This is a genomic window from Candidatus Enterococcus ikei (genome assembly GCF_017316105.1).
GTDB lineage: Bacteria > Bacillota > Bacilli > Lactobacillales > Enterococcaceae > Enterococcus_L > Enterococcus_L ikei.
Genome location: NZ_JAFLWD010000036.1, coordinates 1 through 24,885, shown reverse-complemented (window position 1 = coordinate 24,885; position 24,885 = coordinate 1). Strand labels below are relative to the sequence as shown.

The following is a 24,885-nucleotide window of genomic DNA, read 5'->3' as shown; positions in this document are numbered from 1 at the left end:
AAAAAAGTATTTTCGGAATGCTTGATTACTACTTCAATCCAGTTTTGAGTGAATAATCACTCAATTGAATAGCAACAACACCCAGTGTGGTGGCGATAGCGAGAAGGATACACCTGTTCCCATGCCGAACACAGAAGTTAAGCTTCTTAGCGCCGATTGTAGTGAAGGGTTTCCCTTTGTGAGAGTAGGACGTCGCCACGCTAGTTGTTATTCCGGCATAGCTCAGTTGGTAGTAGCGCATGACTGTTAATCATGATGTCGTAGGTTCGAGTCCTACTGCCGGAGTAAAAGAACGAAGACTGAATAAGTTTTCGTTCTTTTTTATTTTATAGTAAAAAAAACTTTATTATTTGATAGAATGAGCAAAAGATGGAATAATGATAATGAATGGGTAGGTTTAATTATTTCTATCTAACAGTTTTGTCATGTAAGGAATCTATTTAGCGGAATAATGACTTTCCCGTGTAGTTTTTTGATATAATACTTGTAAGGTGATTGAACTAGGACTTTAGATGGAGTAAGTCCTCTTTAACCTATGTTATAATAATAAAAAAGTAAAGTGTAGGAGGGGCAGCGTGAAGGTTCTATTATATTTTGAAGGTGAAAAAATATTAGCGAAGTCTGGAATAGGACGAGCGCTAGACCATCAGAAGCGTGCGCTCTCTGAAATTGGGATTGAGTATACACTAGATGCTGATTGTACTGATTATGATATTTTACATATTAATACTTATGGGATAAACAGCCATAACATGGTAAATAAAGCAAAAAAAATGGGGAAAAAAGTGATCTATCATGCACATTCTACAGAGGAAGATTTTAGAAATTCATTTATTGGATCGAATCAGATTTCTCCTTTAGTTAAGAAGTACTTAGTTAGCCTTTATTCAAAAGCTGACTATTTGATTACCCCTACGCCTTATTCAAAGAACTTGTTGGAAGGTTATGGAATAACAGTTCCAATTGCGTCAATTTCTAATGGAATAGACTTGAAGAGGTTTGAACAATCAAACGAAAAAGAAGAGAAATTTAGAGAATATTTTAACGTAAAAGAAAATCAAAAAATAATTATTTGTGTAGGTTTATATTTTGAAAGAAAAGGTATTATTGATTTTGTTGAATTAGCCAGAAAATTTCCTGAGTATCGTTTTATCTGGTTTGGACATACACCGATGTACTCGATTCCTAAAGCGATTCGCACAATCGTTAAAGAAGACCATCCTGAAAATGTTGAGTTTCCTGGGTATATAAGAGGAGATATCATAGAAGGGGCATATTCAGCTGCTGATTTGTTTTTCTTTCCTTCTTACGAAGAGACAGAGGGAATTGTGATTTTGGAGGCTTTAGCAAGCAAACAACAAGTGTTAGTGAGAGATATTCCTGTTTATAAAGGTTGGCTTGAAAACAAAGTCAATTGTTATATGGGAAAAACGAATGAAGAATTCGCTTATTTGATTGAAGCACTTGTTGAAGATAATATACCAAATACTTGTCAAGCAGGCTATGAGGTTGCAAAAGAGAAAAGTATTGAACGAATCGGACATGAGCTAAAAGATGTTTATGAGAAAGTTTTGGGATTAAAATCTGGTGGGGAAAATGAGCAGATATATCAAGAAAATTAGAGTCATTGGAGGGGAACATCGTGAAATTTGGTTTTTTTACAGATACATATTTTCCCCAAGTTAGCGGGGTTGCAACATCTATTAAAACACTTAAAGAGGAATTAGAACAAAAAGGACATCAAGTTTATATATTTACAACAACTGATCCGAATGCAAAAGAGTTTGAAGAAGATGTTATTCGCATGCCAAGTGTTCCTTTTGTGTCGTTTAAAGATAGACGAATCGTTGTACGAGGTATGTGGTATGCGTATTTAATTGCTAAGGAACTGGAATTAGATTTGATTCATACACATACAGAATTTGGCGCTGGATTATTGGGGAAAATGGTTGGGAAAAAGCTTAAAATCCCTGTTATTCATACGTATCATACAATGTACGAGGACTATTTACATTATATTGCTAAAGGAAAAGTCGTACGTCCTACACATGTGAAGTATTTTTCTCGTTTTTTTGCAAATCATACAACTGGTGTAGTTTGCCCAAGTGAACGAGTAATTGATAAACTAAAAGAATATGGCGTAACATCTCCAATGAGAATAATACCAACAGGAATTGATATTAAGAAATTTGAAAGACCTGATATAACGCTTGAAATGAATAAAGAGCTTCGCAAAGAATTAGGGCTAACTGACGACAATATTATGTTACTGTCCTTAAGCCGTATTTCATATGAAAAAAATATTCAAGCGATCGTAAACGGATTACCAGCTATAATTGAGCGCTTTCCCAATGCATGTTTTGTTATTGTAGGTGACGGGCCTTATGTCGATAAGCTTCGCTGTTTGGGTGAAGAGTTGGGGATAAGCGATAATATACAATTTATTGGTGAAGTTCCTAATGATAAAGTTGCTATTTATTATAAGGCTGCTGATTATTTTGTCAGTGCTTCGACTTCAGAAACGCAAGGATTAACATATACTGAAGCGATGGCATCTGGTCTTCCTTGTGTTGTGGAAGGCAATGCCTATTTGAATAATTTGTTTGATCATGAAAGTTTGGGACGGACTTTTAAAACCGACGCAGATTTTGCATCGACTTTTATTGATTATGTTGAAGCTGCTATTCAACCAGATGAAGCTGTTTTAAAGGAAAAACTTTACGAAATATCAGCAACTCGTTTTGGTAATGTGATGCTTGAATTTTACGAAGATATGATTCAGTATTATGATCAGATTTCTTTAGAAAAAGAAACTGCAGCTTCTATCGAACGAATTAAAGTCAAATTTACGTCTTTAAGAAAATAAATGTTAAAACTTCTATTCTTGGTTTATACTAAGAATAGAAGTTTTTTATTAAAGAAAAATAGGAGGCTATGATCATGATGCCGAAAATTGGATTTATTGGAACAGGAGTTATGGGCGCAGCAATTGTTAGAAACATGATGAAACAAGGATTGAGTGTGAATGTCTATAATCGAACAAAAAGTAAAACTGATGGGTTAGTAGCCGAAGGAGCTGTCTGGAAAGATACACCAGCTGATATAACAGCAGATAGCGATATAATTTTTACGATGGTTGGTTTTCCAAACGATGTCGAAGCAATCTATTTTGGTGCGAATGGTATTTTTAAAGAAGATATCACAAGAAAAATACTTGTTGATCTAACAACAAGTACTCCAACATTAGCTGAAAAAATAGCGACACAAGCAAATAAATTAGGTGGTATGGCATTAGATGCTCCAGTATCTGGAGGGGATCTGGGTGCTATCAATGGGACACTGACGATTATGGTTGGTGGAGAACAAATCGCTTATGATCAAGTTTTACCTATTTTTAAGACATTTGGAAAAACATATAGCCTTCATGGTTCAGCAGGCAAAGGACAGCACACAAAAATGGCCAACCAAATCATGATAGCAGGAACAATGACCGGAATGACAGAGATGATGGTTTATGCAAATAAAGCTGGATTGGACTTGGATAAGGTTATTGAAACGTTGTCTGGCGGAAGTGCAATGAATTGGTCATTAAGTAACTATAGTCCGAGAATATTAAAAGAAGATTATTCACCTGGCTTTTTTGTAAAGCATTTTATAAAAGATTTAAAAATTGCTTTAGATGAAGCTAAGAAAATGAAACTTGAGTTACCATCGACTAAATTAGCTGTAGAACTCTATGAAAAGCTTGCTAATAAAGGGTTTGAGAACGACGGAACACAAGCTTTGATCAAGCTGTGGTGGGAAGATGGAAAGCAACCAACTATCAAAGATTAAAGAACAGCAAAAAAATTAAAAAAAATGACGAAAAATCATGCAAGAATGGCAATGTTTTGATACAATGGTACAGAACTAGTTTGTAAAGGGAGGCCCATTTATGAAACATTCACAACTTGTGGCGATTATTAAAAGACTTGAAGCGATGACTGAAGCAACAGACAACGAAATTCAAGTTCGTCGTTTTGAACGCGAAGGTGTAGAAAAATGCATCGTAAATTATGATAAATCTACTGAAACATTTGAATTGACAGAATCTGATTCTCAGCAAAGTTATCAATTTGATAATATTGATATCGTAGCAATGGAAATCTATGATTTAATTCAATAATTAGAAAAAATTTCAGTAAGTATTTAACAAATTTAATGACAATAATCAAAAATCCTGTGGCGTACAAAATTGTACGCCACAGGATTTTTTTACTCAGGCAGTCGTTAATTCGTTAAAAATGGCTTTAACAGTTGTCTTTTCTTTTATTTTGTAGGCATTAGAACCTGCAAAAACTAATGCGTGATCAGGATTTTTAGTTACAGCATTTAATAATGTTTCAGTGATGCAATATGGAATAGTCTCTCTATCACAGTGTTTAAGGGATAGGCAACTACGGCATTTTTTTACAGGAACTTGTTCGTGCTGGATTCGTTCTGAAAATTGATTTATAATTGCACGTCCAGGCATGCCAACAGGACTTTTAATTATCGTGATATCTTCTTTTCCAGCATTGATATAGGCTTTTTTGAAGGCTTCAGGCGCGTCACATTCTTCTGTAACAACAAACCGTGTTGCCATTTGAACACCGGAACAGCCTAAAGAAATGTAATGCTCAATATCAGAACGCTCAAAAACACCACCAGCAAAAATAACTGGAATGTCTCGATTGAATTCTTGACCAAATGTATTGATAGTGTCAACGATTTTTACGATTTCTTCATCCATTTGTTCAATACTTTTTGATAATGTTTCTGCTTTGAAACCTAAATGTCCACCAGCATCAGGTCCTTCGATCACAACGAAGTCTGCTGTTTTGTTATAACGCTTTTTCCATGTGCTTAATAACACTTTTGCGGCCTTGTTCGAAGAAACGATAGGTGCGATCTTCGTTTTACTTCCTGCAACAAGCTCAGGTAAATTAATCGGCAAACCAGCTCCTGAGATGATCACATCTGCACCGACTTCTACATAGCGCTTTACATAGCGATCATAATGAAATGTAGCTGCCATGATATTAAAACCAATCAGGCCACCATCAGCGATTGCTTTTGCTTTATCAAATTCTGTTTTTATAGCATTCATGTTAGCTCTCATTGGAGCTTTTTCGAAAAGTTCTTCTTTATAGCCGATTTGTGCAGTAGACAAGATACCAATACCGCCTTCACGACCTACAGCTCCAGCTAGATTGGCTAAACTAACACCGATCCCCATACCTCCTTGAATGATGGGCACTTTTGCTACAAGTTTATCTATTACTAGTGGTTTCAAAGACATAATTGAGCTCCTTCTTTTTAATTCCTAGTTTCTTATGGTAGAATAGTTTGATATTCAAACTAAAATAAATGATAGTAAATTCGACGTAAACTGTCAAATGTTTTTTCAAAAAGAAAATCTAGAAGTGGATACATCATCTTTTTTCTTGAGTAAAAGAGCTGATAATACTCATTTCTTGTTTAAGAAAAATTAAATATTAAAACTTTTGCTTGCAATCTTTTTTCATATGCGATATAGTTTGAACATCAAATGATTTGATAATCAAAGTATATGGATGGTGCACACAATATGGAACCTAATTTAGAAACGGTCAACGATTATCTCGTTAGTGTCTTTAATGATATCTTGACTATTGAAGAATCTGAATTGAAGAAATCACAATTCAATGACTTATCCATTACTGAAATGCACACAATTGAAGCAATTGGGATGTATAAAAAAAAGACATCTTCTGAGGTTGCAAAAGAATTGTCGATTACTGTAGGTACATTGACAGTAGCGATCAATAATCTTGTGAAAAAAGGTTATGTTGAACGCATACGAAGTGAAGATGATCGTCGAGTTGTTAAGTTAGGTTTGACGAAAAAAGGAAAATTACTTTTTCGTGTTCATCAGCACTTCCATAGAGAAATGGTCAAGACAATTTTAAGCGGAATGGATAAAGCGGAAGAACAAGCTTTATTAAAAGCATTGAAGAATCTTCATGATTTCTTAAAGGAATACAAATAAAAGTGAGGACCAAGATGAATCAATATGCAAAAATAACTTGTACGAGCCGATATGTTCCTGAAAATGCAGTATCGAATCAACAGCTTTCAACAATGATGGATACTTCTGATGAATGGATTTCCAGTCGAACTGGTATCGAATCAAGAAATATTGTCACTGATGAGAATACTTCGGACTTATGTATTAAAGTAGCTGAAAAGCTATTAGAAAAATCTGGGAAAAACGCAGAAGATTTGGATTTTATCCTTGTCGCAACGATGACACCAGATTATGGTACACCTTCAGTCGCTTGTCTTGTTCAAGGTAGTATTTTAGCTACCAAGGCTTTGGCTTTTGATATCAGCGCTGCTTGTACTGGCTTTGTCTATGCATTAAGTATGGGTGAGAAATTGATTCGTACTGGGAAAAAATTAGGCATGGTCATCGGTGGCGAAACATTATCTAAAGTCCTTGATTGGAGTGACCGCAGTACGGCTGTATTGTTTGGTGATGGCGCAGCTGGTGTGTTGTTAGAAGTAAGTGACGAAGAACATTTTCTAAACGAAAAACTGGAGGCTGATGGGCAAAGAGCTAGATCTTTAACTTCTGGTTATTTAGAAAATAAGAGTCCTTTTTATACTGGGACATCTGAAAGTTCTGGTTATCTGCAAATGGCTGGCAGAGATATTTATGATTTTTCACTGAATGATGTGACAAGCAACATTCGGGAAATTGTGGAAGAGGATGTAGATTATTTATTGCTGCACCAAGCAAACAAACGCATCATCGAAAAAATATCAAAAAAACTCAAAGTTCCAAGAGAAAAATTTCTCACAAATATGGAACATAACGGCAACACCTCTGCTGCAAGTATCCCGTTATTACTGGATGAATCAGTAGAAAAAGGAGTGCTTCAATTAGGCTCCAATCAAAAAATTGTGTTAACAGGCTACGGCGGCGGTTTAACGTGGGGTTCGATCCTCTTAACGCTGTAAAACTGTAACTATATAAACTAAAAAAGAAAATTATTGGAGGAATATACACATGGTATTCGAAAAAATTCAAGCAATTATTGTAGAAGAATTAGGTAAAGAGCCTGAGGAAGTAAAATTAACAACAAACATTCAAGAAGAATTAGATGCGGATAGCTTAGACTTATTCCAAATCATCAATGAAATCGAAGATGCTTTCGATATAAAAATCGAATCTGAAGATGGTATCACTACTGTTCAAGATTTAGTAACATATGTAGAAAAACAAAAAGCAGAATAATTAAAGCGATTAGGTAAAAATAAAACGTTGGGTGAGCAAGATTCTCTGTGAGTCTCAACAATTGCTGGAGAGTCTAGCTTTTTTCACACCGTTAGTTGAAATTAGAAAGGCTGGTACTAAACTTATAGAGTTTTGTTCCAGTCCTTTTTTATTAATTATTCTATTGTTTGAAGGATGTCGTTTATGCAATCAAAGATATGTGAGTTACTTGGGATTAAATACCCGATTTTTCAAGGAGGAATGGCTTGGATTGCAGATGCATCATTAGCAGGTGCAGTTTCTGAGGCAGGTGGTCTTGGAATCATTGCAGGCGGTAATGCACCCAAGGATGTTGTTCAAGCTGAAATCAAAAAAATCAAAGAAATCACAGATAAACCTTTTGGGGTCAATATTATGCTCCTTTCTCCATTTGCCCAAGATATCGTGGATTTAGTTTGTGAAGAAAATGTTCCCGTAGTTACAACAGGAGCAGGAAATCCGAGTAAATACATGGCTCGTTTTAAAGAACATAATATTAAAGTAATTCCAGTAGTTCCTTCTGTTGCATTGGGTGTTCGTATGGAGAAAATCGGAGCAGATGCAGTTGTTGTTGAAGGAATGGAAGCTGGGGGACATATTGGCAAATTAACGACATTGAGCATGGTACCGCAAGTTGTTGATGCTCTGACGATTCCAGTAATTGCAGCAGGTGGAATCGGTGATGGTAGAGGAATGGCAGCTGTGTTGATGTTAGGTGCACAAGCGATTCAAGTGGGCACCCGTTTCTTAGTCGCAAAAGAATGCACAGTACATGAAAATTATAAAGCCAGAATCATTAAAGCTAGAGATATTGATACCACGGTTACTTGTCAGCATTTTGGTCATCCTGTCCGGGCAATCAAAAATAAATTGACCAACGAGTATGATCGATTAGAAAAAATCGAACTGAGAACTGAGGTACCTGATTTAGTGAAATTTGATGAATTGGGACAAGGTGCTTTGCGCAAAGCCGTAGTCGATGGGGATGTCGATCATGGATCAATCATGGCTGGTCAAATTGCCGGACTTGTAAAAAAAGAAGAAACTGCAAAAGAAATTATTGATTCTTATATTATTGAAACAAAAGAAATCATGGCGGCTAGATGTAGTCAATGGCTATAGAAAAATAGATTCCAATTGACTTGTAAATAGATTAAATTTTATTGAGCTTATAGTGCTTATTTAGCTTTTAAAATTATCCAGCTTTACGGGCTAGCTCTTCGGAAAAAAGATAAAAATAGAGTGTGACAAAGAACGTCACTGTCAATTTTTCCTGTTTTTCAGTCGAGACTAAACAGCTCATTTAGCTTTTAACGTAAGGAGTAAAGGAATGAAAACAGCTTTTGTATTTAGTGGGCAAGGTGCTCAATATATCGGTATGGGCAAGGAATTATTTGATCAAGAGGCAATTGTTCAAGAAACATTTCGAGAAGCAAGTGATGTTTTAGGATATGACATGGCAGAGCTTTGCTTTACTGAAAATGACCAATTAAATGAAACGATGTATACACAACCTGCTATATTAACCGTTAGCATTGCTTTTTATCGTCTTTTGAAGGCTAAAGGATATCAACCCGATGTCGTAGCTGGATTAAGCCTTGGAGAATATAGTGCGCTTGTGGCTAGTGGTGCGATTTCATTTAAAGAAGCCGTTCAACTAGTTGCCAAAAGAGGAAAGTTCATGGCAGAAGCTGCGCCAACTGGAACAGGCAAAATGGTAGCCGTAATGAATGCTGAACGATCATTGATCGAGGAATGTTGCCAAGAAGCAAGTGGACTTGGGATCGTTTCTCCTGCAAATTATAATACACCTCAACAAATTGTGATTGGTGGAGAAACACTTGCAGTCGATAAAGCGGTGGAATTATTAACAGAAGCTGGTGTGAAGCGAATGATTCCTTTAAAAGTCAGTGGACCTTTCCATACAGCTTTGCTAAAACCTGCTTCCGAAAAATTAGCAATTGAGCTTGAAAAAATAAATTTTGCAGAAATGACGATTCCTGTGATCAGTAATACTACAGCACAAGTAATGGAGCAAGCAGAAATAAAAGAATTATTAGAAAAACAAGTAATGTCTGCTGTTCGTTTTGCTGATAGTATCGAAACGATCAAAAAAATGAATGTTGATGCAATTATAGAAGTTGGACCAGGTAAAACATTGACTGGTTTTATTAAGAAAATAGATAAAGAAATGAAAACAGCTCGGGTTGAAGATGAGAAAACATTATCTGAAACTGAAGCTCTTTTGAACGGGAGGTAACGAATGGAACTTAAAGGGAAAAACGTATTTGTCACAGGAAGCACACGAGGAATTGGTAAAGCTGTTGCTTTAGCGTTTGCAAAAGAAGGAGCAAATGTTGTACTTAATGGGCGTGGAGAAATTAGCGCGGAATTAATCGCAGAAGTAGAATCTTTTGGTGTTAAATGTATCGGTATTTCTGGAGATATCGCCAGTTTTGAATCAGCTGGACAAATGATCCAAGCCACAATAGATAGTTTAGGTTCGATTGATATCCTAATCAACAATGCAGGAATCACGAATGATAAATTGTTATTGAGAATGTCAGAAGAAGATTTTACCAGTTGTATTCAAATCAATTTAACTGGAACATTCAATATGACACAACAAGCAATCAAACGAATGATGAAACAACGTAGCGGAAGAATCATCAACATGTCTAGTGTATCTGGGTTGATTGGCAATATCGGTCAAGCCAACTATGCGGCAAGTAAAGCTGGAGTCATTGGTTTTACAAAGTCTGTGGCAAGAGAAGTTGCTGCCCGTGGAATCACATGTAATGCCATTGCACCAGGTTTTATTGAAACTGAGATGACAGATGTTTTATCTGATAAAGTCAAAGAACAAATGAATCAGCAAATTCCCTTACAAAAATTTGGTCAAGTAGAAGATATTGCAAATGCAGCTATCTTTTTGGCAAAAAGCCCATATGTTACAGGTCAGGTCTTAAATGTAGATGGTGGTTTAGTCATGCATGGCTAATGAACAAGCTTGAAAGGAGCAGTTGAATGAATCGCGTAGTTATTACAGGTTATGGTGTAGCATCCCCAATCGGGAATGACGCAGAAACCTTTTTAGAAAGTTTACAAACAGGAAAAAACGGAATTGGTCCGATTACTAAATTTGATGCAAGCGAAACGGGCATTACATTAGCTGCAGAAGTAAAGGATTTTCCTTTTGATAAGTATTTTGCAAAAAAAGATACTAAACGGATGGATTTATTTTCTCTATTTGGTATTTACGCGGCTTTAGAAGCGATGGAAATGAGTAAACTAGATATCGAACAAATAGATGTTGACCGTTTTGGTGTGATGGTAGGATCTGGTATCGGAGGACTTCAAACAATACAAGATCAAGTGACTAGAATGCGTGAAAAAGGTCCTAAAAGGGTAGCGCCTTTATTTATACCAATGGCAATTGGAAATATGGCTGCAGGTAATATTGCTTTACGTGTAGGAGCTAGAGGAACTTGTACGGCAACAGTTACTGCTTGTGCTACAGCGAATAATTCGATTGGCGAAGCGTTTAGAAATATCAAACATGGTTATTCAGACGTAATATTAGCGGGTGGAACGGAAGCTTCTATCACTGAAATCGGGATTGCAGGCTTTGCTTCATTAACAGCAGTTACTTCTGCGGAAGATCCAACTAGAGGATCGATTCCTTTTGACAAAGACCGCAGTGGTTTTGTAATGGGCGAAGGAGCTGGGATTTTAGTTCTAGAATCTTTAGAACATGCTCAAAAAAGAGGAGCGAAGATTTTAGGTGAAATCGTTGGCTATGGCTCAAACTGTGATGCCTATCATATGACTTCACCAAGACCAGATGGAAGCGGTGCTGCCAAAGCGATGAAACTTGCAATCGAAGAAGCAGCGATTGATACAGCTAAAGTTGGTTATATCAATGCTCATGGAACAAGTACACCTTCAAATGATGTTGCAGAAACAAAAGCAATTCAAACAGCACTGGGAGAAGCGGCTAAAAATGTTCGTGTCAGCAGTACGAAAAGTATGACAGGGCATGCATTAGGAGCAACTGGCGGTATTGAAGCTATTGCAACATTGAATGCATTACAACATCAATTTATTCCACCAACAATCAATGTTGATCAGCTTGATGAAGCGATTGAGATAAATATTGTTACGAATGAAAGTCAAAAACATGCATTTGATTATGCATTGACAAATTCTTTCGGCTTTGGTGGTCATAATGCTGTACTTTGTTTAAAACGTTGGGAGGATTAAGATGAATATCAATGAAGTGAAAGAATTACTAACGCAGTTTGACCAATCGACATTAACTGAATTTGATCTTAAAGAAGGTTCGTTTGGTCTTTATATGAATAAAAATAAAGTGACACAAAAAACATTTACTGGTGATGGAACACAAGCTGTTGATAACACTACAACAAATCAAGAAACAACAGAAATTATCAATCGTACAGTAGATATAAAAGAAACTACTAATGAAGCTGTAAAACCTGAGACAAAACCAGAAAATACAGAAGAGATTGTTTCACCAATTGTGGGTGTGGTGTATTTAAAACCAGCACCTGATAAAGAAAATTTCAAAAATGTTGGTGATTCAGTGAAAAAAGGCGATGTCGTTTGTATTGTTGAAGCGATGAAGCTTATGAATGAGATCACTTCAACAGTCGATGGTGTGATTACGGAAGTCTTGATACAAAATGAAGATGTTGTTGAATTTAATCAACCACTTTTCCGCGTATCTAAGGGAGTGTAATGATGAATATTGAAGAGATTAAAGCAATTATTCCCCATCGTTATCCTTTCTTACTGTTAGATACAGTCGAAGAAATCGTTGTTGGTGAAAAAGTTATCGCAAAGAAAAATGTTACGATCAATGAACCTTTTTTTCAAGGACATTTCCCAGGAGAGCCTGTTATGCCAGGTGTTTTAATTCTTGAAGCGCTTGCTCAAGCAGGAGCTGTCGCATTATTGTCTATGCCTGATTTTAAAGGCAAGACAGCTTATTTTGGCGGTATCGATAAAGCTAAATTTAGACAAAAAGTTGTTCCAGGTGATACGTTGATGTTAGAAGTAGAAATTATGAAAGTAAAATCAATAGCCGGCATCGGCAAAGGAACTGCGACTGTGAACGGGAAAAAAGTAGCGGAAGCAGAATTGACCTTTATGATTGGATAGGTGAGCTATGTTTTCAAAAGTTTTAATTGCAAATAGAGGAGAAATCGCAGTGCGGATCATTCGAGCATGTCGTGAACTAGGTGTTCAGACCGTTGCGGTGTATTCTGAAGCAGATAAAGAAGCGTTACACACACAGCTTGCAGATGAGGCGATTTGTATTGGGCCAGCGAAAGCTGCTGATTCATATTTAAATGTACAAAGTGTACTGAGTGCAGCGATCGTGACCAATGCAGAAGCCATTCATCCTGGTTTCGGTTTCTTATCAGAAAACAGTCAATTTGCGGCAATGTGTGAGGAATGCAATATTACATTTATTGGTCCAAAAGCAGCAACCATTGATGCGATGGGAAATAAGATCAATGCCCGTGAATTGATGCAAAAAGCCAACGTTCCTGTTATTCCCGGAAGTACGGGTGTGATCAGTTCTGTTGAAGAAGCTTTAAAGATTGCGGATGATATTGGTTATCCAGTTATGTTGAAAGCAGCAGCTGGTGGTGGTGGTAAAGGGATCCGAAAAGTAATGAGCAAAGAAGAACTACCTCAGCATTTTACCTCAGCTCAGCAAGAAGCAAAAGCAGCTTTTGGCAATGATGATATGTACTTAGAAAAAATTATTTATCCAGCTCGTCATATCGAAGTACAAATTTTAGGTGATCAGTATGGACACGTGATCCATTTAGGTGAACGTGATTGTTCTTTACAAAGAAATAATCAAAAAGTTCTTGAGGAATCGCCGTCAATCGCAATTTCTCCTGAGAAACGTCAGCTAATTGGTGAAACAGCCGTACGTGCAGCTGAAGCTGTTCATTATGAAAATGCTGGAACGATCGAATTTTTGATGGATAAATCGGGTGAATTTTATTTTATGGAAATGAATACCCGAATCCAAGTTGAACATCCTGTTACAGAAATGGTTACGGGGATCGATTTGGTTAAAGCGCAATTGAAAGTGGCTTCTGGTGAAGAATTACCATACAAGCAAGAAGACATTACAATCACAGGCCATGCTATTGAGTGCCGGATCAATGCTGAAAATCCTGCGTTTAATTTTGCTCCTTCTCCTGGGAAAATCAAAAACTTGTTGCTTCCAAGTGGAGGAATGGGCTTAAGAGTGGATAGTGCGATGTATTCAGGTTATACGATTCCACCCTTCTATGATTCAATGATCGCTAAAGTGATTGTTCATGGAAATGATCGGATGGATGCATTGATGAAGATGCAACGAGCTTTACATGAGATCGTAACAGAGGGAATCATCACGAATGCAGAATTTCAGCTAGATTTGATTACCCATGAAAATGTATTAGCTGGAGAATATGATACAAGCTTTTTACAAGAAACATTTTTACCAAATTGGGAACCAGATAGCGATAATTAAAAAGGAGCAGGTGTATGGCTTTATTTAAAAAGAAAAACTACATTCGAATCAATCCGAATCGCGCAGATGAACAGCCTTCTGTCAAAAAACCTGCTGTTCCTGATAACATGTGGGCAAAATGTCCTTGCTGTAAACGCACGCTGTATACAAAAGATATGGGGGCAGAAAAAGTCTGCCCTTATTGCGGTTATAGCTTTAGAATCGGTGCTTGGGAACGACTTGCATTGACAGTAGATGAGAAAAGTTTTGAAGAATGGGACACAGATTTAGTCACAAAAGATCCATTAGATTTTCCGGATTATTTAGATAAAATTGCCCTCATGCAGGAAAAAACAGAGCTACATGAAGCCGTTTTGACAGGAAAAGCTAAAATTGATGGTCAAGAAATTTGTATTGGAGTAATGGATGCTAATTTTATTATGGGGAGTATGGGAACCGTTGTCGGAGAGAAAATCACACGTTTATTTGAACGTGCAACAGAACAACGCTTGCCAGTGATCATCTTTACTGCTTCAGGAGGAGCACGGATGCAAGAAGGGATTTTCTCTCTGATGCAGATGGCAAAAATCTCTGGTGCACTTAAACGTCATAGTAATGCAGGATTACTTTACATTACTGTATTGACGGATCCAACAACTGGCGGTGTTACTGCTAGTTTTGCGATGGATGGTGACGTTATAATAGCCGAGCCTCAAAGTTTGATCGGATTTGCTGGACGTCGAGTGATCGAACAAACAATCCGTCAAGAGTTACCAGATGATTTCCAAAAAGCTGAGTTTTTATTAGATCATGGTTTTGTTGACAAAATCGTTCCTAGAAATCAGCTACAAGAAGAACTTAGTAAATTAATCAAGATTCATACGATGAAAGGGTGGAAATAACGATGGAAAAAACTGCCAATGATATTGTCACCTTAGCTCGGGCACAGGATCGTTATACTACTTTAGAGTATATTGCAGCAATTTTTGATAATTTTATGGAATTTCATGGAGATCGCTACTTTGGCGATGATTTAGCTGTTGTTGGTGGTATCGCAACGTTAGACGATAAACCAGTGACGGTCGTTGGGATCCAAAAAGGTCGCAACTTACCTGAAAATATTGAACGAAATTTTGGTGCACCTCATCCAGAAGGATATCGTAAAGCCTTGCGTTTAATGAAGCAAGCAGAAAAATTTGGACGTCCAGTCGTTACGTTTATCAATACCGCAGGAGCATATTGTGGTATTGAGGCAGAAGAACGCGGCGAAGGGGAAGCAATCGCTAAAAATTTGATAGAAATGGCTGATTTAAGTGTGCCGATCATTGCGATCATCATTGGTGAAGGTGGCAGTGGTGGGGCCTTAGCCTTAGCTGTAGCTGATGAAGTTTGGATGTTGGAACATACCATCTATGCGGTATTGTCCCCAGAAGGATTTGCCTCGATTCTTTGGAAAGATGGTAGCCGTGCGAAAGAAGCAGCAGAATTAATGAAAATTACTGCTACTGAATTAAAAGAATTAACAATCATTGATCGAGTGATTCCAGAAGAAATGAATGGCGAATCCTTGGAGCAACCTAAGATCAATCGAATGATCCAAAAGGCACTTATTAGTAAGTTTTCTGAGCTTTCAAAATGGGAGACCGAAATTCTATTGGAAAAGCGTTATCAAAGATTCCGAAAATTTTAAAGCAAATCGAAAATTTCTTATTAGAATAAGTAAAAGCATGAGGTTGGGACAGAATATGTTGCTGCTGCTCCCGCCGTTTATTCGATTTTTAAGGGTTCAAGATATAACTTTTATAGTTATATCTTGAACCTTGTTTTTATTTGTTATCATTTGTACTAAATAATTATGTATAAATTAGAAAAAATGTATATTTTTTTAAATATAACAAACGTACTAAATTTAGAAAGGTAATAAAATAAAAAGAGAATTTAGTTATAAATTTCATACATTTCTAAACGTTTAAGTTACTGTTACAAAGAACGATTTCTCCTTTTTTTTGTAGATATCTTTGATAATATAGAGTGAGTTTGGTACAGCTGACCAAACGTTAATAATTTATTAGAGAAGGAGAAGATAAGTGATGAAAAAATTAGCTATTTTAGGAAGTGTAATGGGCGTATTATTATTTGGTGCATTCACTCAAGGAACATCTGTAGAAGCAACAACTGTAAGTCAACCGGTAAAAAGTGAAATGGCTTTTCTTAAGTCTGGCACCCCTGAATTTACGAAAGAAGAGATTCAACAGACAAATGCTTTAAAAACTTTTAAAGGGGATACAATCATCCTGACGTCAATCAATCCAAATCCAAAATATGAATTGAAAATTGGTGAAATTGATACTAAGGGGACTGGTTTTTACAATGTACAGCCTGTAAAATTGAATAAGATTGATCCTCAACTTTCTTTGATTAATGTTTCAAAAACGCTAAATGAAAGTATGTTTATCATGTTTTACGTAGAAAAATCAAATCCTAATGTTACAGTGGATTATTTCTTCGTCAAGGAAATATAATCAGATAATTAAATAAGAAACAACTGAGACGAAATATTAAAATCTGAGAAATAAGCAAGGGCCTTCGAAAATTGGACGTCAGCATATTTCCGAGATTGTCAACTCATAGTGCTTTAGAGTATAGAAGTTGATAAGGTTGAATCAGAGTGTAGTATCTTCTTTAGTTGTAGCGTTTATTGGATTTTAGGGGTATGAGACATAACTTTTATAGTTATATCTCATACCCTTTTTTAGATTTTAATTCGGCAGAGAAAGTTTTTAGTTATGATTATGAGTATCAGAAGAATAAAAAGATGAAATTTTATTAAAAATAGCGTATAATCAAGAAGCGAATAACAAAATGGGGAGCCTATATGTTGCTCCTCTTTTACTATTAAGGAGATAATATGTTTTCAAAATATAAACCAACATGGATGGTTGATGCGATTTACAAAATCACACCCAACCAACTAAAAAAATTAGGAATCAACGCTGTTCTGACTGATTTAGATAATACCTTGATTGCTTGGGATAATCCTGATGGAACAGAAGAGCTATTGACGTGGATCTTAGAAATGAAAAATGCTGGAATTCCAGTTGTGGTAGTATCAAATAATAAGTCTAGCCGAATTAAACGAGCAGTTGAGAAGTTTGAATTAGATTATGTATCTAGAGCATTAAAGCCATCAACTAGAGGGTTTAAAGAGGCACAAAAGAAGCTAAATATGAAACCAGAAGAATTAGTAATGGTCGGTGATCAGATCATGACCGATATTCGAGGGGCAAATGCTGCTGGAATCAGAAATATTTTAGTTCGTCCAATTGTTGATACTGATGGGTGGAATACAAGAATCAATCGTTTTTTTGAACGAAAAATTATGAAGCATTTAGCAAAGAAACATCCAGATATGCTATGGAAAGGCGGACTAGAATGAGCGAACAAGAAGCAATTCAATGTATTGGTTGTGGTGCAGTCATTCAAACAGAGGATAAAGATGAACTAGGTTATACGCCTAAGGCTGCGTTTGAAAAAGGTATAGAGACAGGAGAAGTCTATTGCCAACGCTGTTTCCGTTTGAGACATTATAATGACATTCAAGATGTTCAATTGACGGATGATGACTTTTTACGTTTATTGAATGAACTAGGCAAAGAAAATGCGTTGATTGTAAATGTAGTTGATATTTTTGATTTTAATGGATCATTGATCCCAGGTTTACATCGTTTTATTGGGGATAATCCAGTACTGATGGTAGGAAACAAAGTCGATATTCTCCCAAAATCATTAAAGAAACCTAAAATGATTCAATGGATGAGAGAACGAGCACATGAAGAAGGCTTACGTCCCGTTGATGTTTTACTAACTAGTGCCAAGAAACCTCATGAAATGGAAAACTTGCTTGAAACGATCGAAAAATATCGTGATGGCAAGGATGTTTATGTGGTCGGTGTGACCAATGTTGGAAAGTCAACGTTGATCAATCAAATCATCAAGCAGACTGCTGGTGTTCAAGATGTTATCACAACGTCACAATTTCCAGGAACGACATTAGACAAAATTGAAATTCCTTTAGATGATGGACATTTCTTGATCGATACACCAGGAATCATACATCGTCATCAAATGGCGCATTATCTAGGTAAAAAGGATTTAAAAATCATTGCACCACAAAAAGAAATCAAGCCAAAAGTATATCAGTTAAATGCTGAACAAACATTATTTTTAGGTGGATTAGCCCGTTTTGATTTTGTTCAAGGGGAGCGTAGCTCATTTATTGCCTATGTTTCAAATGATTTGTCCATTCATCGTACCAAGTTAGCAACAGCTGATGCTTTTTATGAAAAACATGTTGGGGGCTTATTACAACCGCCACGTCCAGATGAAGTAACTGAGTTTCCAGAGTTAGTTCGTTTTGAATTTTCAGTTAAAGAGAAGACAGATATCGTATTCGCTGGACTGGGTTGGATCACTGTAACAGAGCCTTGTGTAGTTGCTGGCTGGGCCCCTAAAGGCGTCGATGTGTTAAGAAGAAAAGCCTTGATTTAATTATAAGTGAGAGTAGAGAGAAGGAAAAATAGTGGATTTAAGAGGAAAACAAAAGCGTTTTTTACGTAGTCAAGCGCACCATTTACAACCGATTTTTCAAATTGGTAAAGGTGGCTTGAATTCTGCGATGGTGGTACAGATCAATGAAGCGTTGGAAAAACGTGAATTGATCAAGGTTACATTGTTACAAAATACAGATGAAATCGCTGAAGATGTAGCAGAAGCGCTAAAAGCAGACATTCATTGCGATATCGTTCAAATCATCGGACGCGTATTAGTGTTATTTAAACCGTCATCTAACGAAAAATATCAAAAGATCTCTAAAGAAGTTAAAGCAATTTAAAACTTGGAGGTAAGAAAAATGGGGACAAATACGAATGCAGCGTTAAAAGCAGAAGTAATTGTAGAAGAAGCAGAGCTTTTTCAAAAGCGTAAACAGGTAGGGATATTAGGTGGAAATTTTAATCCAGTTCATTTGGCACATTTAGTGATGGCTGACCAAGTGCAACAACAGCTTGGGTTGGACAAAGTCTATTTGATGCCTACTTATTTACCGCCTCATGTTGATGAAAAAAAGACGATCGATAGTAAACACCGATTGGCGATGTTAGAACTTGCGATTGCTGATAATCATAACTTAGCTGTTGAGCCCATCGAATTGTTTCGTAAGGGAAAAAGTTACACTTATGACACGATGAAAGCTTTAACTCAAAACAATCCAGATACAGATTACTATTTTATCATTGGCGGAGACATGGTAGAATACTTACCAAAGTGGTATAAAATTGATGAGTTGTTAACGTTGATTAATTTTGTTGGTATTCGCCGACCTCACTATGGTACGATCACGCCTTATCCGATTATGTGGGTGGACGTTCCTCAAATGGATATTAGTTCAACTCTAATCAGAGAAAAAGTCAAAAATGGTTGTTCTACACGCTACTTACTGCCTGATAGTGTGATACACTATATAGAAGAAAAGGAGCTGTATGTAGATGGATTTTAGCGGAAAATATACAACGCTTAAACGCGAAGAATTGATACAAGAAGTTCAAATGCATATGAGTGAACGCCGTTTTCAACATGTTTTAGGTGTGGAAGAAATGGCTGTAGCCTTAGCAGCTAAATATGGAGCTTCTGAGGAAAAGGCAAGTATTGCAGCTTTGACCCACGATTATGCTAAAGAACGTCCTGATGAAGAGTTTGAGTTAATCATCCAACGTGATGGCTATGATCAAGACTTACTGAATTATGGCAATGCGATTTGGCACGGCCTAGTTGGTGCTAGCATGGTTCAACGGGAACTTGGAATTGACGACGAAGAAATTTTAGAAGCGATTCGTTTGCATACGACCGGTGCTGCAAAAATGAGTTTGCTAGATAAAATCATTTATGTTGCTGATTATATTGAGCCAGGCCGAAATTTTCCAGGGGTAAAAGAAGCACGGGAATTGGCTTTAGTTGATTTGGATGAAGCAGTTGCTTATGAAACAAAACATACACTGCTGCATCTTATTGAACAAGAACAAAAAATTTATCCTAAGACCATCGAAACATACAATCAATGGGTCAGTAATAAAAGCTGATTCAAAAACTAGAAAAAAATTAGATCAATTAATGGGAGGAAACCATCATAGATAGTCAACAGATTTTAGAAATTGCTGTAAAAGCAGCAGATTCAAAACGAGCAGAGGAAATTGTCGCTTTAGATGTGCATGAGATTTCACTTTTAGCAGATTACTTTATGATTTGCCAAGCAACAAGTGAACGTCAAATTAATGCCATTGTGGAAGAAATTATCGAAAAAGAAGAAGAAGCACAGGTTGAAGTGAAACGAATTGAAGGAAAAGATGGCGGCAAATGGGTCTTAATCGATTTAGGTGATATTATCGTTCATGTATTCCAATCAGCAGAACGTGGTTTTTACAATTTAGAAAAACTTTGGTCAGATGCACCAATGGTTGATCTTCACGCTTGGGTCGAGTAATATGGCATACGAAACATTTGCATTTGTTTACGATGAGGTAATGGATGATAGTTTGTATGACCAATGGCTAGAGTTTTCAAAACGTCATTTACCAGAAGGAAAAATGGATGTTTTAGAAATGGCTTGTGGGACCGGAGCATTAGCTGTGAATTTTGCTAAAGCAGGCTTCACTGTTACAGCCTTAGATTTGTCAGAAGAAATGTTGATGATGGCCAGCAAACGAGCGGCAGAAGAAGAGGTTCATGTTCAGTTTGTCCAAGGAAATATGATGGATTTATCTGAAATGGGTCAATATCATGCAATTACTTGTTTCTCTGATTCATTGTGTTACATGGAAAATCGTCAGGAAGTTCAACAAGTATTTGATGATGTTTATCAAGCATTAGAAGACGATGGTGTCTTTATTTTTGATGTTCATTCGACTTATCAAGTAGATAAAGTATTTCCTGAATACAGCTATCATTATCAAACCGAAGAATTTGCTTTTTTATGGGATAGTTATCCCGGTGAAAAAGAACATAGTATTGAACATTTCCTTACATTCTTTGTAAAAGAGCATGAAAATGACGAAGTATTTGTTCGGCAAGATGAGCTACATCAAGAACGAACTTACACAATGGAAAATTATCTGATGATGTTGGAAAGCGCTGGGTTTATGAATGTTAAAGTTTATGCGGATTTCACAGATGATGCACCAACAGAAGAGAGCAGACGCTGGTTTTTTGTTTGTAAAAAGTAATCTAAAAATGAGTGGAGCAAAACTTTTTTAAAGTTTAAGCCGCTCATTTTTCTTTTGTTTCCGTAATAAAATAAACATGGTATGATGGGATTCTAATAGAAATGATCTGGATGAAGGAGAATAGAAATGAAAAGTTGCGGCATAATTGTTGAATACAATCCTTTTCATAATGGGCACCAATACCATGCAAAAAAGGCACGGGAAATGAGTGGTGCAGAAGTTGTGATTGCTGTGATGAGTGGAAATTTCTTGCAACGAGGTGAGCCTGCGATTATCGACAAATGGACACGAGCAAATGAAGCGTTGAATCACGGTGTTGATTTAGTCATAGAATTACCGTTTGCATATGCTGTACAATCAGCCGATTACTTTGCTGCTGGTGGAGTAAAATTACTTCAAGCTTTGCATTGCGAGGCTTTATGTTTTGGTACAGACAATCAAACAGAGATGGATTATGGACGCTTTGGGGACTTTGTGAACAATCATCAGATAGAAATCGATCAAGCTTATCAGACAATCAAAAATAACGGAATGAGTTATCCTCAACAAATGACAGAAGTTTTTCGCATGCTTTATCCAAATAATGGGTTAGATTTTTCTTCTCCAAATCATATTTTAGGGTTAAGTTATGCAAAAGAAAATGCCGCGTATGAAAAGCCGATGACTTTATACCCGTTAAGACGAGAACAAGCTGGTTATCATGATACTAAGATCTATCAAGAATTTGCTAGTGCAACGGCAATCAGAAGAGCCGTTTTTTCAGATGAATTAGAGCAAATCAAACAAGTACTGCCTGAGCAAGTAGCAATCGATTTAGCGAATTCACCTACCGTTTCTTGGGGAAATTATTGGCCGTTATTAAAATATAAGTTGATCAGCAGTTCGATCACTGAATTACAAGCGATTTATCAAATGAAAGAAGGCATTGAATATCGTCTGCAAGAAGCAGCTAAGACTTCTGACTCTTTTCAAACTTTTATGGAACAAGCAAAAACAAAACGATACACATGGACGCGTCTGCAACGGTTGGCGACTTACATTTTAACTAATGTGAAACAACAGGAAATAGAAAACTCTTGGAATCATAGTCATATACAAGTTCTGGGCTTCACGGAACAAGGACAACGTTTTTTGCGAGAAGAGAAAAAGAAGTTAGAATTGCCGCTGATCACAAAAGTTTCTAAGAATTTGACTGCCCAGTTAGCATTGGATATTCGCAGTAATCAGCTTTATCAGTTAGGAAATAACCATATTTTAGAACAAAGTTTTGGTCGTTTCCCAATTCGTATCTCTTAAAAGCAAAAAACACTTAACAAAAGTCCGTTTGCCAAGTATAATAAGAAAGGCGCTATAATCAAAAAATAATAATGAATGAAAGCGAAGTGAGAATATGGGTCGTAAGTGGGCAAATATTAAAGAGAAAAAAGCTGCCAAAGACGCAAATAACAGTCGAGTTTATGCAAAATTCGGAATTGAGATTTACGTAGCAGCGAAATCGGGTGATCCTGACCCTCAAGCAAATCAGAAATTAAGATTTGTTATCGAGCGCGCGAAAACATATAATGTACCAAAACATATCATCGATCGAGCAATCGAAAAAGCTAAAGGTTCTGGCGATGAGCAATATTCTGAATTACGTTATGAAGGATTTGGGCCAAATGGTTCAATGGTCATCGTTGATGCTTTGACAAATAACGTAAACCGTACAGCTTCAGATGTTCGTGCGGCATTTGGTAAAAATGGTGGAAATATGGGTGTCAGCGGAGCTGTAGCTTATATGTTCGACCATACAGGTGTGATTGGATTTGCAGGCGATGATGCAGATGAAATTCTTGAATATTTGATGGAAAAAGACATTGATGTTCGTGATGTTACCGAAGAAGAAGGACAAATCATTGTTTATACAGAACCAGAAGATTTACATGCCGTGCAAGAAGTGCTAAAAGAAAAAGGGATTGAAGAATTTTCAGTAGCCGAATTAGAAATGATTGCACAAAATGATGTAGAATTAGCTGGAGAAGATTTAGAACAATTCGAACGAATGATCGATGTTTTAGAAGACCTTGATGATGTTCAAAAGGTTTATCATAACGTTGATTTAGGAGAATAAGAAAGAGAGAATCCTTATTTTATTAAGGGTTCTTTTTTGATTTTCAAAAAACGAGTGTAACCATTTCAAATGAAAGTGTCATAGATTAGGAGATACCGATATGATATAATATTATTGTAAAAATACTATATCAAGAAGTGGGGTAATGAGGAGTGGAATTAGAAAAATTCAAAGATGACCTAAAAGCTATCGGCAAAAGAGTTGTAAAGTTAAAGGATAATATAGGAACTGAAGAAGCTACAAAGACTTCACTTATAATGCCTTTTTTTCAAATCTTAGGTTATGATATTTTCAATCCAATTGAATTTGTACCAGAATTTACAGCTGATGTAGGCATAAAAAAAGGTGAGAAGGTTGACTATGCGATTGTAATAGATAGTGTGCCGACTATGTTGATTGAAGCTAAATCTATCACTGAACCACTAACGAAACATGACTCACAATTATTTAGATATTTTGGAACAACAACATCCAAATTTGGTATACTCACAAATGGAGAAATATATAAGTTTTTCACTGATTTAGAAGAACCAAATAAGATGGATTCTTCTCCATTTTTAACAATTGATATTACGAATTTAAAAGATAGTCAGATACCTGAAATTGCGAAATTTCATAAAGATAATTTTGATATTGATAAAATAACTAATAGTGCCTCTGAATTAAAATATTTAAATAAATTGAAGTCATTTTTAAATGCTCAATTAAATGAACCTTCTGAAGAATTTGTAAAATACTTTGTTGGTGAAATTTATGGCGGAGTAAAAACAAAGGCAACTCTAGATAAGTTTAAACCTCTAATAAAAAAAGGGTTAAATCAATTTATTAATGAGAAAGTTAATGATAAATTGAGTGCAGCTCTTAATACTTCTGTTTCGGTTAAAGAAGAAGAGGTAATTCAGGAAGATGTTTCCGATGATATCGTTACTACACCAGAGGAGTTGGAGGCTTATACTATAGTTAAGCTTATCCTCAAAGATACAGTAGTTTTAGATAGAATTTTTTATAGGGACAATAAAAGCTATTTTAATGTATTAATTGACGACAATATCAGGAAATGGGTATTAAGATTCTTTATGTCTGGTTCAGGAATGAAAATTGAGCTAAATAATTCAAGTAGGTCCATTTTTGAAATAAACAGCCCAATTGATATTACAAATCATTCAAAAGAGATAATTAAAATCGTTGAAGGTTTCTAAAATAATACCTGAACATTTAGTATCTTTTTATAAAAAATAGGAATGAATTGCTTTAGCCTTATTTTGAAGAGCAAGTTCTAACTTTTTAAGTTAGAACTTGCTCTTCTTCTTATCTATGAATACAAAAAACCCTTCATACACACACTATATGAAGGGAAACACAATATGAAAAAACTAAGAACAATAATATAATAGCATTTTTTCTTTAAATTCTCAAATATTTCGAATTATAACGAAATTTTTGAGAATTTAGTTGTCAACAAGAAAATAAATCAATTTTATATAAAATTTTCAACAGATAAGTGATTTTGGTTTTATTATTCACTATTTTTAAACGAATCACTATAAAACAACAATCGCAAATATTTTACTTTATTTTAGCCGCAGTATAAAATCAATGTAATGAAATAAAATTTTGTTTTTTTTAACATATAATACTTTTG

The 24,885-nt window shown here is 36.0% G+C and carries 28 protein-coding genes, 1 tRNA gene and 1 rRNA gene; 29 read left to right on the top strand and 1 reads right to left on the bottom strand.

The features are described from left to right. Positions 1–85: 85 nt before the first annotated feature. The 6 genes from rrf (at position 86) to JZO69_RS14060 (ending at position 4,165) form a co-directional block, all read left to right on the top strand. Positions 86–201: ribosomal RNA gene (rrf, locus tag JZO69_RS14085) — 5S ribosomal RNA — on the top strand. Positions 202–211: 10 nt separating this feature from the next. Continuing rightward, positions 212–285, top strand: a tRNA-Asn gene (locus JZO69_RS14080). Between the two features lie 290 nt (positions 286–575). After that, on the top strand, positions 576–1,622 hold the full coding sequence (locus JZO69_RS14075; RefSeq protein ID WP_207113470.1) for an LTA glycolipid anchor biosynthesis glycosyltransferase, IagA/BgsA family: 1,047 nt from the start codon (positions 576–578) through the stop codon (positions 1,620–1,622). A 20-nt stretch (positions 1,623–1,642) separates the two neighbouring features. Continuing rightward, on the top strand, positions 1,643–2,866 hold the full coding sequence (locus JZO69_RS14070) for a glycosyltransferase family 4 protein (RefSeq protein ID WP_207113469.1): 1,224 nt from the start codon (positions 1,643–1,645) through the stop codon (positions 2,864–2,866). 77 nt (positions 2,867–2,943) lie between these two features. Further along, entirely contained in the window at positions 2,944–3,834 is an 891-nt protein-coding gene (locus JZO69_RS14065) for an NAD(P)-dependent oxidoreductase (RefSeq protein ID WP_207113471.1), read from the top strand. A 100-nt stretch (positions 3,835–3,934) separates the two neighbouring features. Further along, positions 3,935–4,165 carry a YkuJ family protein gene (locus JZO69_RS14060; RefSeq protein WP_069635996.1) on the top strand — a complete coding sequence of 77 codons (231 nt, stop codon included), beginning with the start codon at positions 3,935–3,937 and terminating at the stop codon, positions 4,163–4,165. Between the two features lie 93 nt (positions 4,166–4,258). On the opposite strand, the gene JZO69_RS14055 is transcribed toward JZO69_RS14060, so the two are convergent. After that, positions 4,259–5,320 carry an NAD(P)H-dependent flavin oxidoreductase gene (locus tag JZO69_RS14055; protein WP_207113468.1) on the bottom strand — a complete coding sequence of 354 codons (1,062 nt, stop codon included), beginning with the start codon at positions 5,318–5,320 and terminating at the stop codon, positions 4,259–4,261. Positions 5,321–5,608: 288 nt separating this feature from the next. On the opposite strand from JZO69_RS14055, the gene fabT reads away from it, so the two are divergent. The 23 genes from fabT (at position 5,609) to JZO69_RS13940 (ending at position 24,442) form a co-directional block, all read left to right on the top strand. Continuing rightward, positions 5,609–6,049 (top strand): fatty acid biosynthesis transcriptional regulator FabT, encoded by a 441-nt coding sequence (gene fabT / locus JZO69_RS14050; protein WP_207113467.1) that lies wholly within the window; start codon positions 5,609–5,611, stop codon positions 6,047–6,049. A gap of 14 nt (positions 6,050–6,063) precedes the next feature. Next, entirely contained in the window at positions 6,064–7,023 is a 960-nt protein-coding gene (locus JZO69_RS14045; protein WP_207113466.1) for a beta-ketoacyl-ACP synthase III, read from the top strand. A gap of 49 nt (positions 7,024–7,072) precedes the next feature. Continuing rightward, on the top strand, positions 7,073–7,300 hold the full coding sequence (locus JZO69_RS14040) for an acyl carrier protein (protein ID WP_025873142.1): 228 nt from the start codon (positions 7,073–7,075) through the stop codon (positions 7,298–7,300). 183 nt (positions 7,301–7,483) lie between these two features. Next, entirely contained in the window at positions 7,484–8,440 is a 957-nt protein-coding gene (fabK, locus tag JZO69_RS14035; protein ID WP_207113465.1) for an enoyl-[acyl-carrier-protein] reductase FabK, read from the top strand. Between the two features lie 208 nt (positions 8,441–8,648). Continuing rightward, the gene (fabD, locus tag JZO69_RS14030) at positions 8,649–9,578 is read left to right on the top strand and encodes an ACP S-malonyltransferase (RefSeq protein ID WP_207113464.1); all 930 of its coding nucleotides are present in this window, start codon (positions 8,649–8,651) and stop codon (positions 9,576–9,578) included. A 3-nt stretch (positions 9,579–9,581) separates the two neighbouring features. Continuing rightward, entirely contained in the window at positions 9,582–10,319 is a 738-nt protein-coding gene (gene fabG, locus JZO69_RS14025; RefSeq protein WP_207113463.1) for a 3-oxoacyl-[acyl-carrier-protein] reductase, read from the top strand. 26 nt (positions 10,320–10,345) lie between these two features. Next, positions 10,346–11,581: a beta-ketoacyl-ACP synthase II gene (fabF, locus tag JZO69_RS14020; RefSeq protein WP_207113462.1), complete on the top strand. Its 1,236-nt coding sequence runs from the start codon at positions 10,346–10,348 to the stop codon at positions 11,579–11,581. Position 11,582: 1 nt separating this feature from the next. Next, positions 11,583–12,080, top strand: a complete 498-nt coding sequence (gene accB / locus JZO69_RS14015) for an acetyl-CoA carboxylase biotin carboxyl carrier protein (protein WP_207113461.1) — start codon at positions 11,583–11,585, stop codon at positions 12,078–12,080. 2 nt (positions 12,081–12,082) lie between these two features. Beyond that, on the top strand, positions 12,083–12,502 hold the full coding sequence (fabZ, locus tag JZO69_RS14010) for a 3-hydroxyacyl-ACP dehydratase FabZ (RefSeq protein WP_025873136.1): 420 nt from the start codon (positions 12,083–12,085) through the stop codon (positions 12,500–12,502). 7 nt (positions 12,503–12,509) lie between these two features. Continuing rightward, positions 12,510–13,880, top strand: a complete 1,371-nt coding sequence (locus JZO69_RS14005) for an acetyl-CoA carboxylase biotin carboxylase subunit (protein ID WP_207113460.1) — start codon at positions 12,510–12,512, stop codon at positions 13,878–13,880. A gap of 14 nt (positions 13,881–13,894) precedes the next feature. After that, positions 13,895–14,761: an acetyl-CoA carboxylase, carboxyltransferase subunit beta gene (gene accD, locus JZO69_RS14000; protein WP_207113459.1), complete on the top strand. Its 867-nt coding sequence runs from the start codon at positions 13,895–13,897 to the stop codon at positions 14,759–14,761. Positions 14,762–14,763: 2 nt separating this feature from the next. Further along, entirely contained in the window at positions 14,764–15,549 is a 786-nt protein-coding gene (locus JZO69_RS13995) for an acetyl-CoA carboxylase carboxyl transferase subunit alpha (RefSeq protein ID WP_207113458.1), read from the top strand. 400 nt (positions 15,550–15,949) lie between these two features. Beyond that, entirely contained in the window at positions 15,950–16,381 is a 432-nt protein-coding gene (locus tag JZO69_RS13990; RefSeq protein WP_010773362.1) for a hypothetical protein, read from the top strand. Positions 16,382–16,767: 386 nt separating this feature from the next. Beyond that, positions 16,768–17,295 carry a YqeG family HAD IIIA-type phosphatase gene (locus JZO69_RS13985; protein WP_010773361.1) on the top strand — a complete coding sequence of 176 codons (528 nt, stop codon included), beginning with the start codon at positions 16,768–16,770 and terminating at the stop codon, positions 17,293–17,295. After that, a complete protein-coding gene (gene yqeH, locus JZO69_RS13980) occupies positions 17,292–18,407 on the top strand; it encodes a ribosome biogenesis GTPase YqeH (RefSeq protein WP_207113457.1) in 1,116 nt (371 codons plus the stop codon). The genes JZO69_RS13985 and yqeH overlap by 4 nt, the downstream gene beginning before the upstream one ends. A gap of 31 nt (positions 18,408–18,438) precedes the next feature. After that, positions 18,439–18,750: a ribosome assembly RNA-binding protein YhbY gene (yhbY, locus tag JZO69_RS13975; protein ID WP_010773359.1), complete on the top strand. Its 312-nt coding sequence runs from the start codon at positions 18,439–18,441 to the stop codon at positions 18,748–18,750. A gap of 18 nt (positions 18,751–18,768) precedes the next feature. Beyond that, positions 18,769–19,413, top strand: coding sequence for a nicotinate-nucleotide adenylyltransferase (locus tag JZO69_RS13970; RefSeq protein WP_207113456.1), 645 nt, complete (start codon positions 18,769–18,771; stop codon positions 19,411–19,413). Then, positions 19,403–19,993 carry a bis(5'-nucleosyl)-tetraphosphatase (symmetrical) YqeK gene (yqeK, locus tag JZO69_RS13965; RefSeq protein ID WP_207113455.1) on the top strand — a complete coding sequence of 197 codons (591 nt, stop codon included), beginning with the start codon at positions 19,403–19,405 and terminating at the stop codon, positions 19,991–19,993. The genes JZO69_RS13970 and yqeK overlap by 11 nt, the downstream gene beginning before the upstream one ends. A gap of 62 nt (positions 19,994–20,055) precedes the next feature. Further along, positions 20,056–20,394, top strand: a complete 339-nt coding sequence (gene rsfS, locus JZO69_RS13960; protein WP_034701966.1) for a ribosome silencing factor — start codon at positions 20,056–20,058, stop codon at positions 20,392–20,394. Position 20,395: 1 nt separating this feature from the next. After that, the gene (locus JZO69_RS13955) at positions 20,396–21,133 is read left to right on the top strand and encodes a class I SAM-dependent DNA methyltransferase (protein WP_207113454.1); all 738 of its coding nucleotides are present in this window, start codon (positions 20,396–20,398) and stop codon (positions 21,131–21,133) included. 126 nt (positions 21,134–21,259) lie between these two features. Beyond that, positions 21,260–22,429: a nucleotidyltransferase gene (locus tag JZO69_RS13950; protein ID WP_207113453.1), complete on the top strand. Its 1,170-nt coding sequence runs from the start codon at positions 21,260–21,262 to the stop codon at positions 22,427–22,429. A 94-nt stretch (positions 22,430–22,523) separates the two neighbouring features. Further along, positions 22,524–23,243: a YebC/PmpR family DNA-binding transcriptional regulator gene (locus tag JZO69_RS13945; protein WP_207113452.1), complete on the top strand. Its 720-nt coding sequence runs from the start codon at positions 22,524–22,526 to the stop codon at positions 23,241–23,243. A gap of 152 nt (positions 23,244–23,395) precedes the next feature. Beyond that, on the top strand, positions 23,396–24,442 hold the full coding sequence (locus JZO69_RS13940) for a type I restriction endonuclease (RefSeq protein ID WP_207113451.1): 1,047 nt from the start codon (positions 23,396–23,398) through the stop codon (positions 24,440–24,442). Positions 24,443–24,885 lie beyond the last annotated feature (443 nt).

Coding starts and splice junctions, on each gene's coding strand:
- yqeK (WP_207113455.1), top strand. CDS start 19,403: ATGGATTTTAGCGGAAAATATACAACGCTTAAACGCGAAGAATTGATA.
- JZO69_RS13970 (WP_207113456.1), top strand. CDS start 18,769: ATGGGGACAAATACGAATGCAGCGTTAAAAGCAGAAGTAATTGTAGAA.
- accB (WP_207113461.1), top strand. CDS start 11,583: ATGAATATCAATGAAGTGAAAGAATTACTAACGCAGTTTGACCAATCG.
- JZO69_RS13995 (WP_207113458.1), top strand. CDS start 14,764: ATGGAAAAAACTGCCAATGATATTGTCACCTTAGCTCGGGCACAGGAT.
- JZO69_RS13985 (WP_010773361.1), top strand. CDS start 16,768: ATGTTTTCAAAATATAAACCAACATGGATGGTTGATGCGATTTACAAA.
- fabZ (WP_025873136.1), top strand. CDS start 12,083: ATGAATATTGAAGAGATTAAAGCAATTATTCCCCATCGTTATCCTTTC.
- accD (WP_207113459.1), top strand. CDS start 13,895: ATGGCTTTATTTAAAAAGAAAAACTACATTCGAATCAATCCGAATCGC.
- JZO69_RS13950 (WP_207113453.1), top strand. CDS start 21,260: ATGAAAAGTTGCGGCATAATTGTTGAATACAATCCTTTTCATAATGGG.
- JZO69_RS14045 (WP_207113466.1), top strand. CDS start 6,064: ATGAATCAATATGCAAAAATAACTTGTACGAGCCGATATGTTCCTGAA.
- JZO69_RS14065 (WP_207113471.1), top strand. CDS start 2,944: ATGCCGAAAATTGGATTTATTGGAACAGGAGTTATGGGCGCAGCAATT.
- JZO69_RS13955 (WP_207113454.1), top strand. CDS start 20,396: ATGGCATACGAAACATTTGCATTTGTTTACGATGAGGTAATGGATGAT.
- fabT (WP_207113467.1), top strand. CDS start 5,609: ATGGAACCTAATTTAGAAACGGTCAACGATTATCTCGTTAGTGTCTTT.
- JZO69_RS14055 (WP_207113468.1), bottom strand. CDS start 5,320: ATGTCTTTGAAACCACTAGTAATAGATAAACTTGTAGCAAAAGTGCCC.
- JZO69_RS14005 (WP_207113460.1), top strand. CDS start 12,510: ATGTTTTCAAAAGTTTTAATTGCAAATAGAGGAGAAATCGCAGTGCGG.
- JZO69_RS14040 (WP_025873142.1), top strand. CDS start 7,073: ATGGTATTCGAAAAAATTCAAGCAATTATTGTAGAAGAATTAGGTAAA.
- fabF (WP_207113462.1), top strand. CDS start 10,346: ATGAATCGCGTAGTTATTACAGGTTATGGTGTAGCATCCCCAATCGGG.
- JZO69_RS13945 (WP_207113452.1), top strand. CDS start 22,524: ATGGGTCGTAAGTGGGCAAATATTAAAGAGAAAAAAGCTGCCAAAGAC.
- fabD (WP_207113464.1), top strand. CDS start 8,649: ATGAAAACAGCTTTTGTATTTAGTGGGCAAGGTGCTCAATATATCGGT.
- yqeH (WP_207113457.1), top strand. CDS start 17,292: ATGAGCGAACAAGAAGCAATTCAATGTATTGGTTGTGGTGCAGTCATT.
- JZO69_RS14060 (WP_069635996.1), top strand. CDS start 3,935: ATGAAACATTCACAACTTGTGGCGATTATTAAAAGACTTGAAGCGATG.
- fabK (WP_207113465.1), top strand. CDS start 7,484: ATGCAATCAAAGATATGTGAGTTACTTGGGATTAAATACCCGATTTTT.
- fabG (WP_207113463.1), top strand. CDS start 9,582: ATGGAACTTAAAGGGAAAAACGTATTTGTCACAGGAAGCACACGAGGA.
- JZO69_RS13990 (WP_010773362.1), top strand. CDS start 15,950: ATGAAAAAATTAGCTATTTTAGGAAGTGTAATGGGCGTATTATTATTT.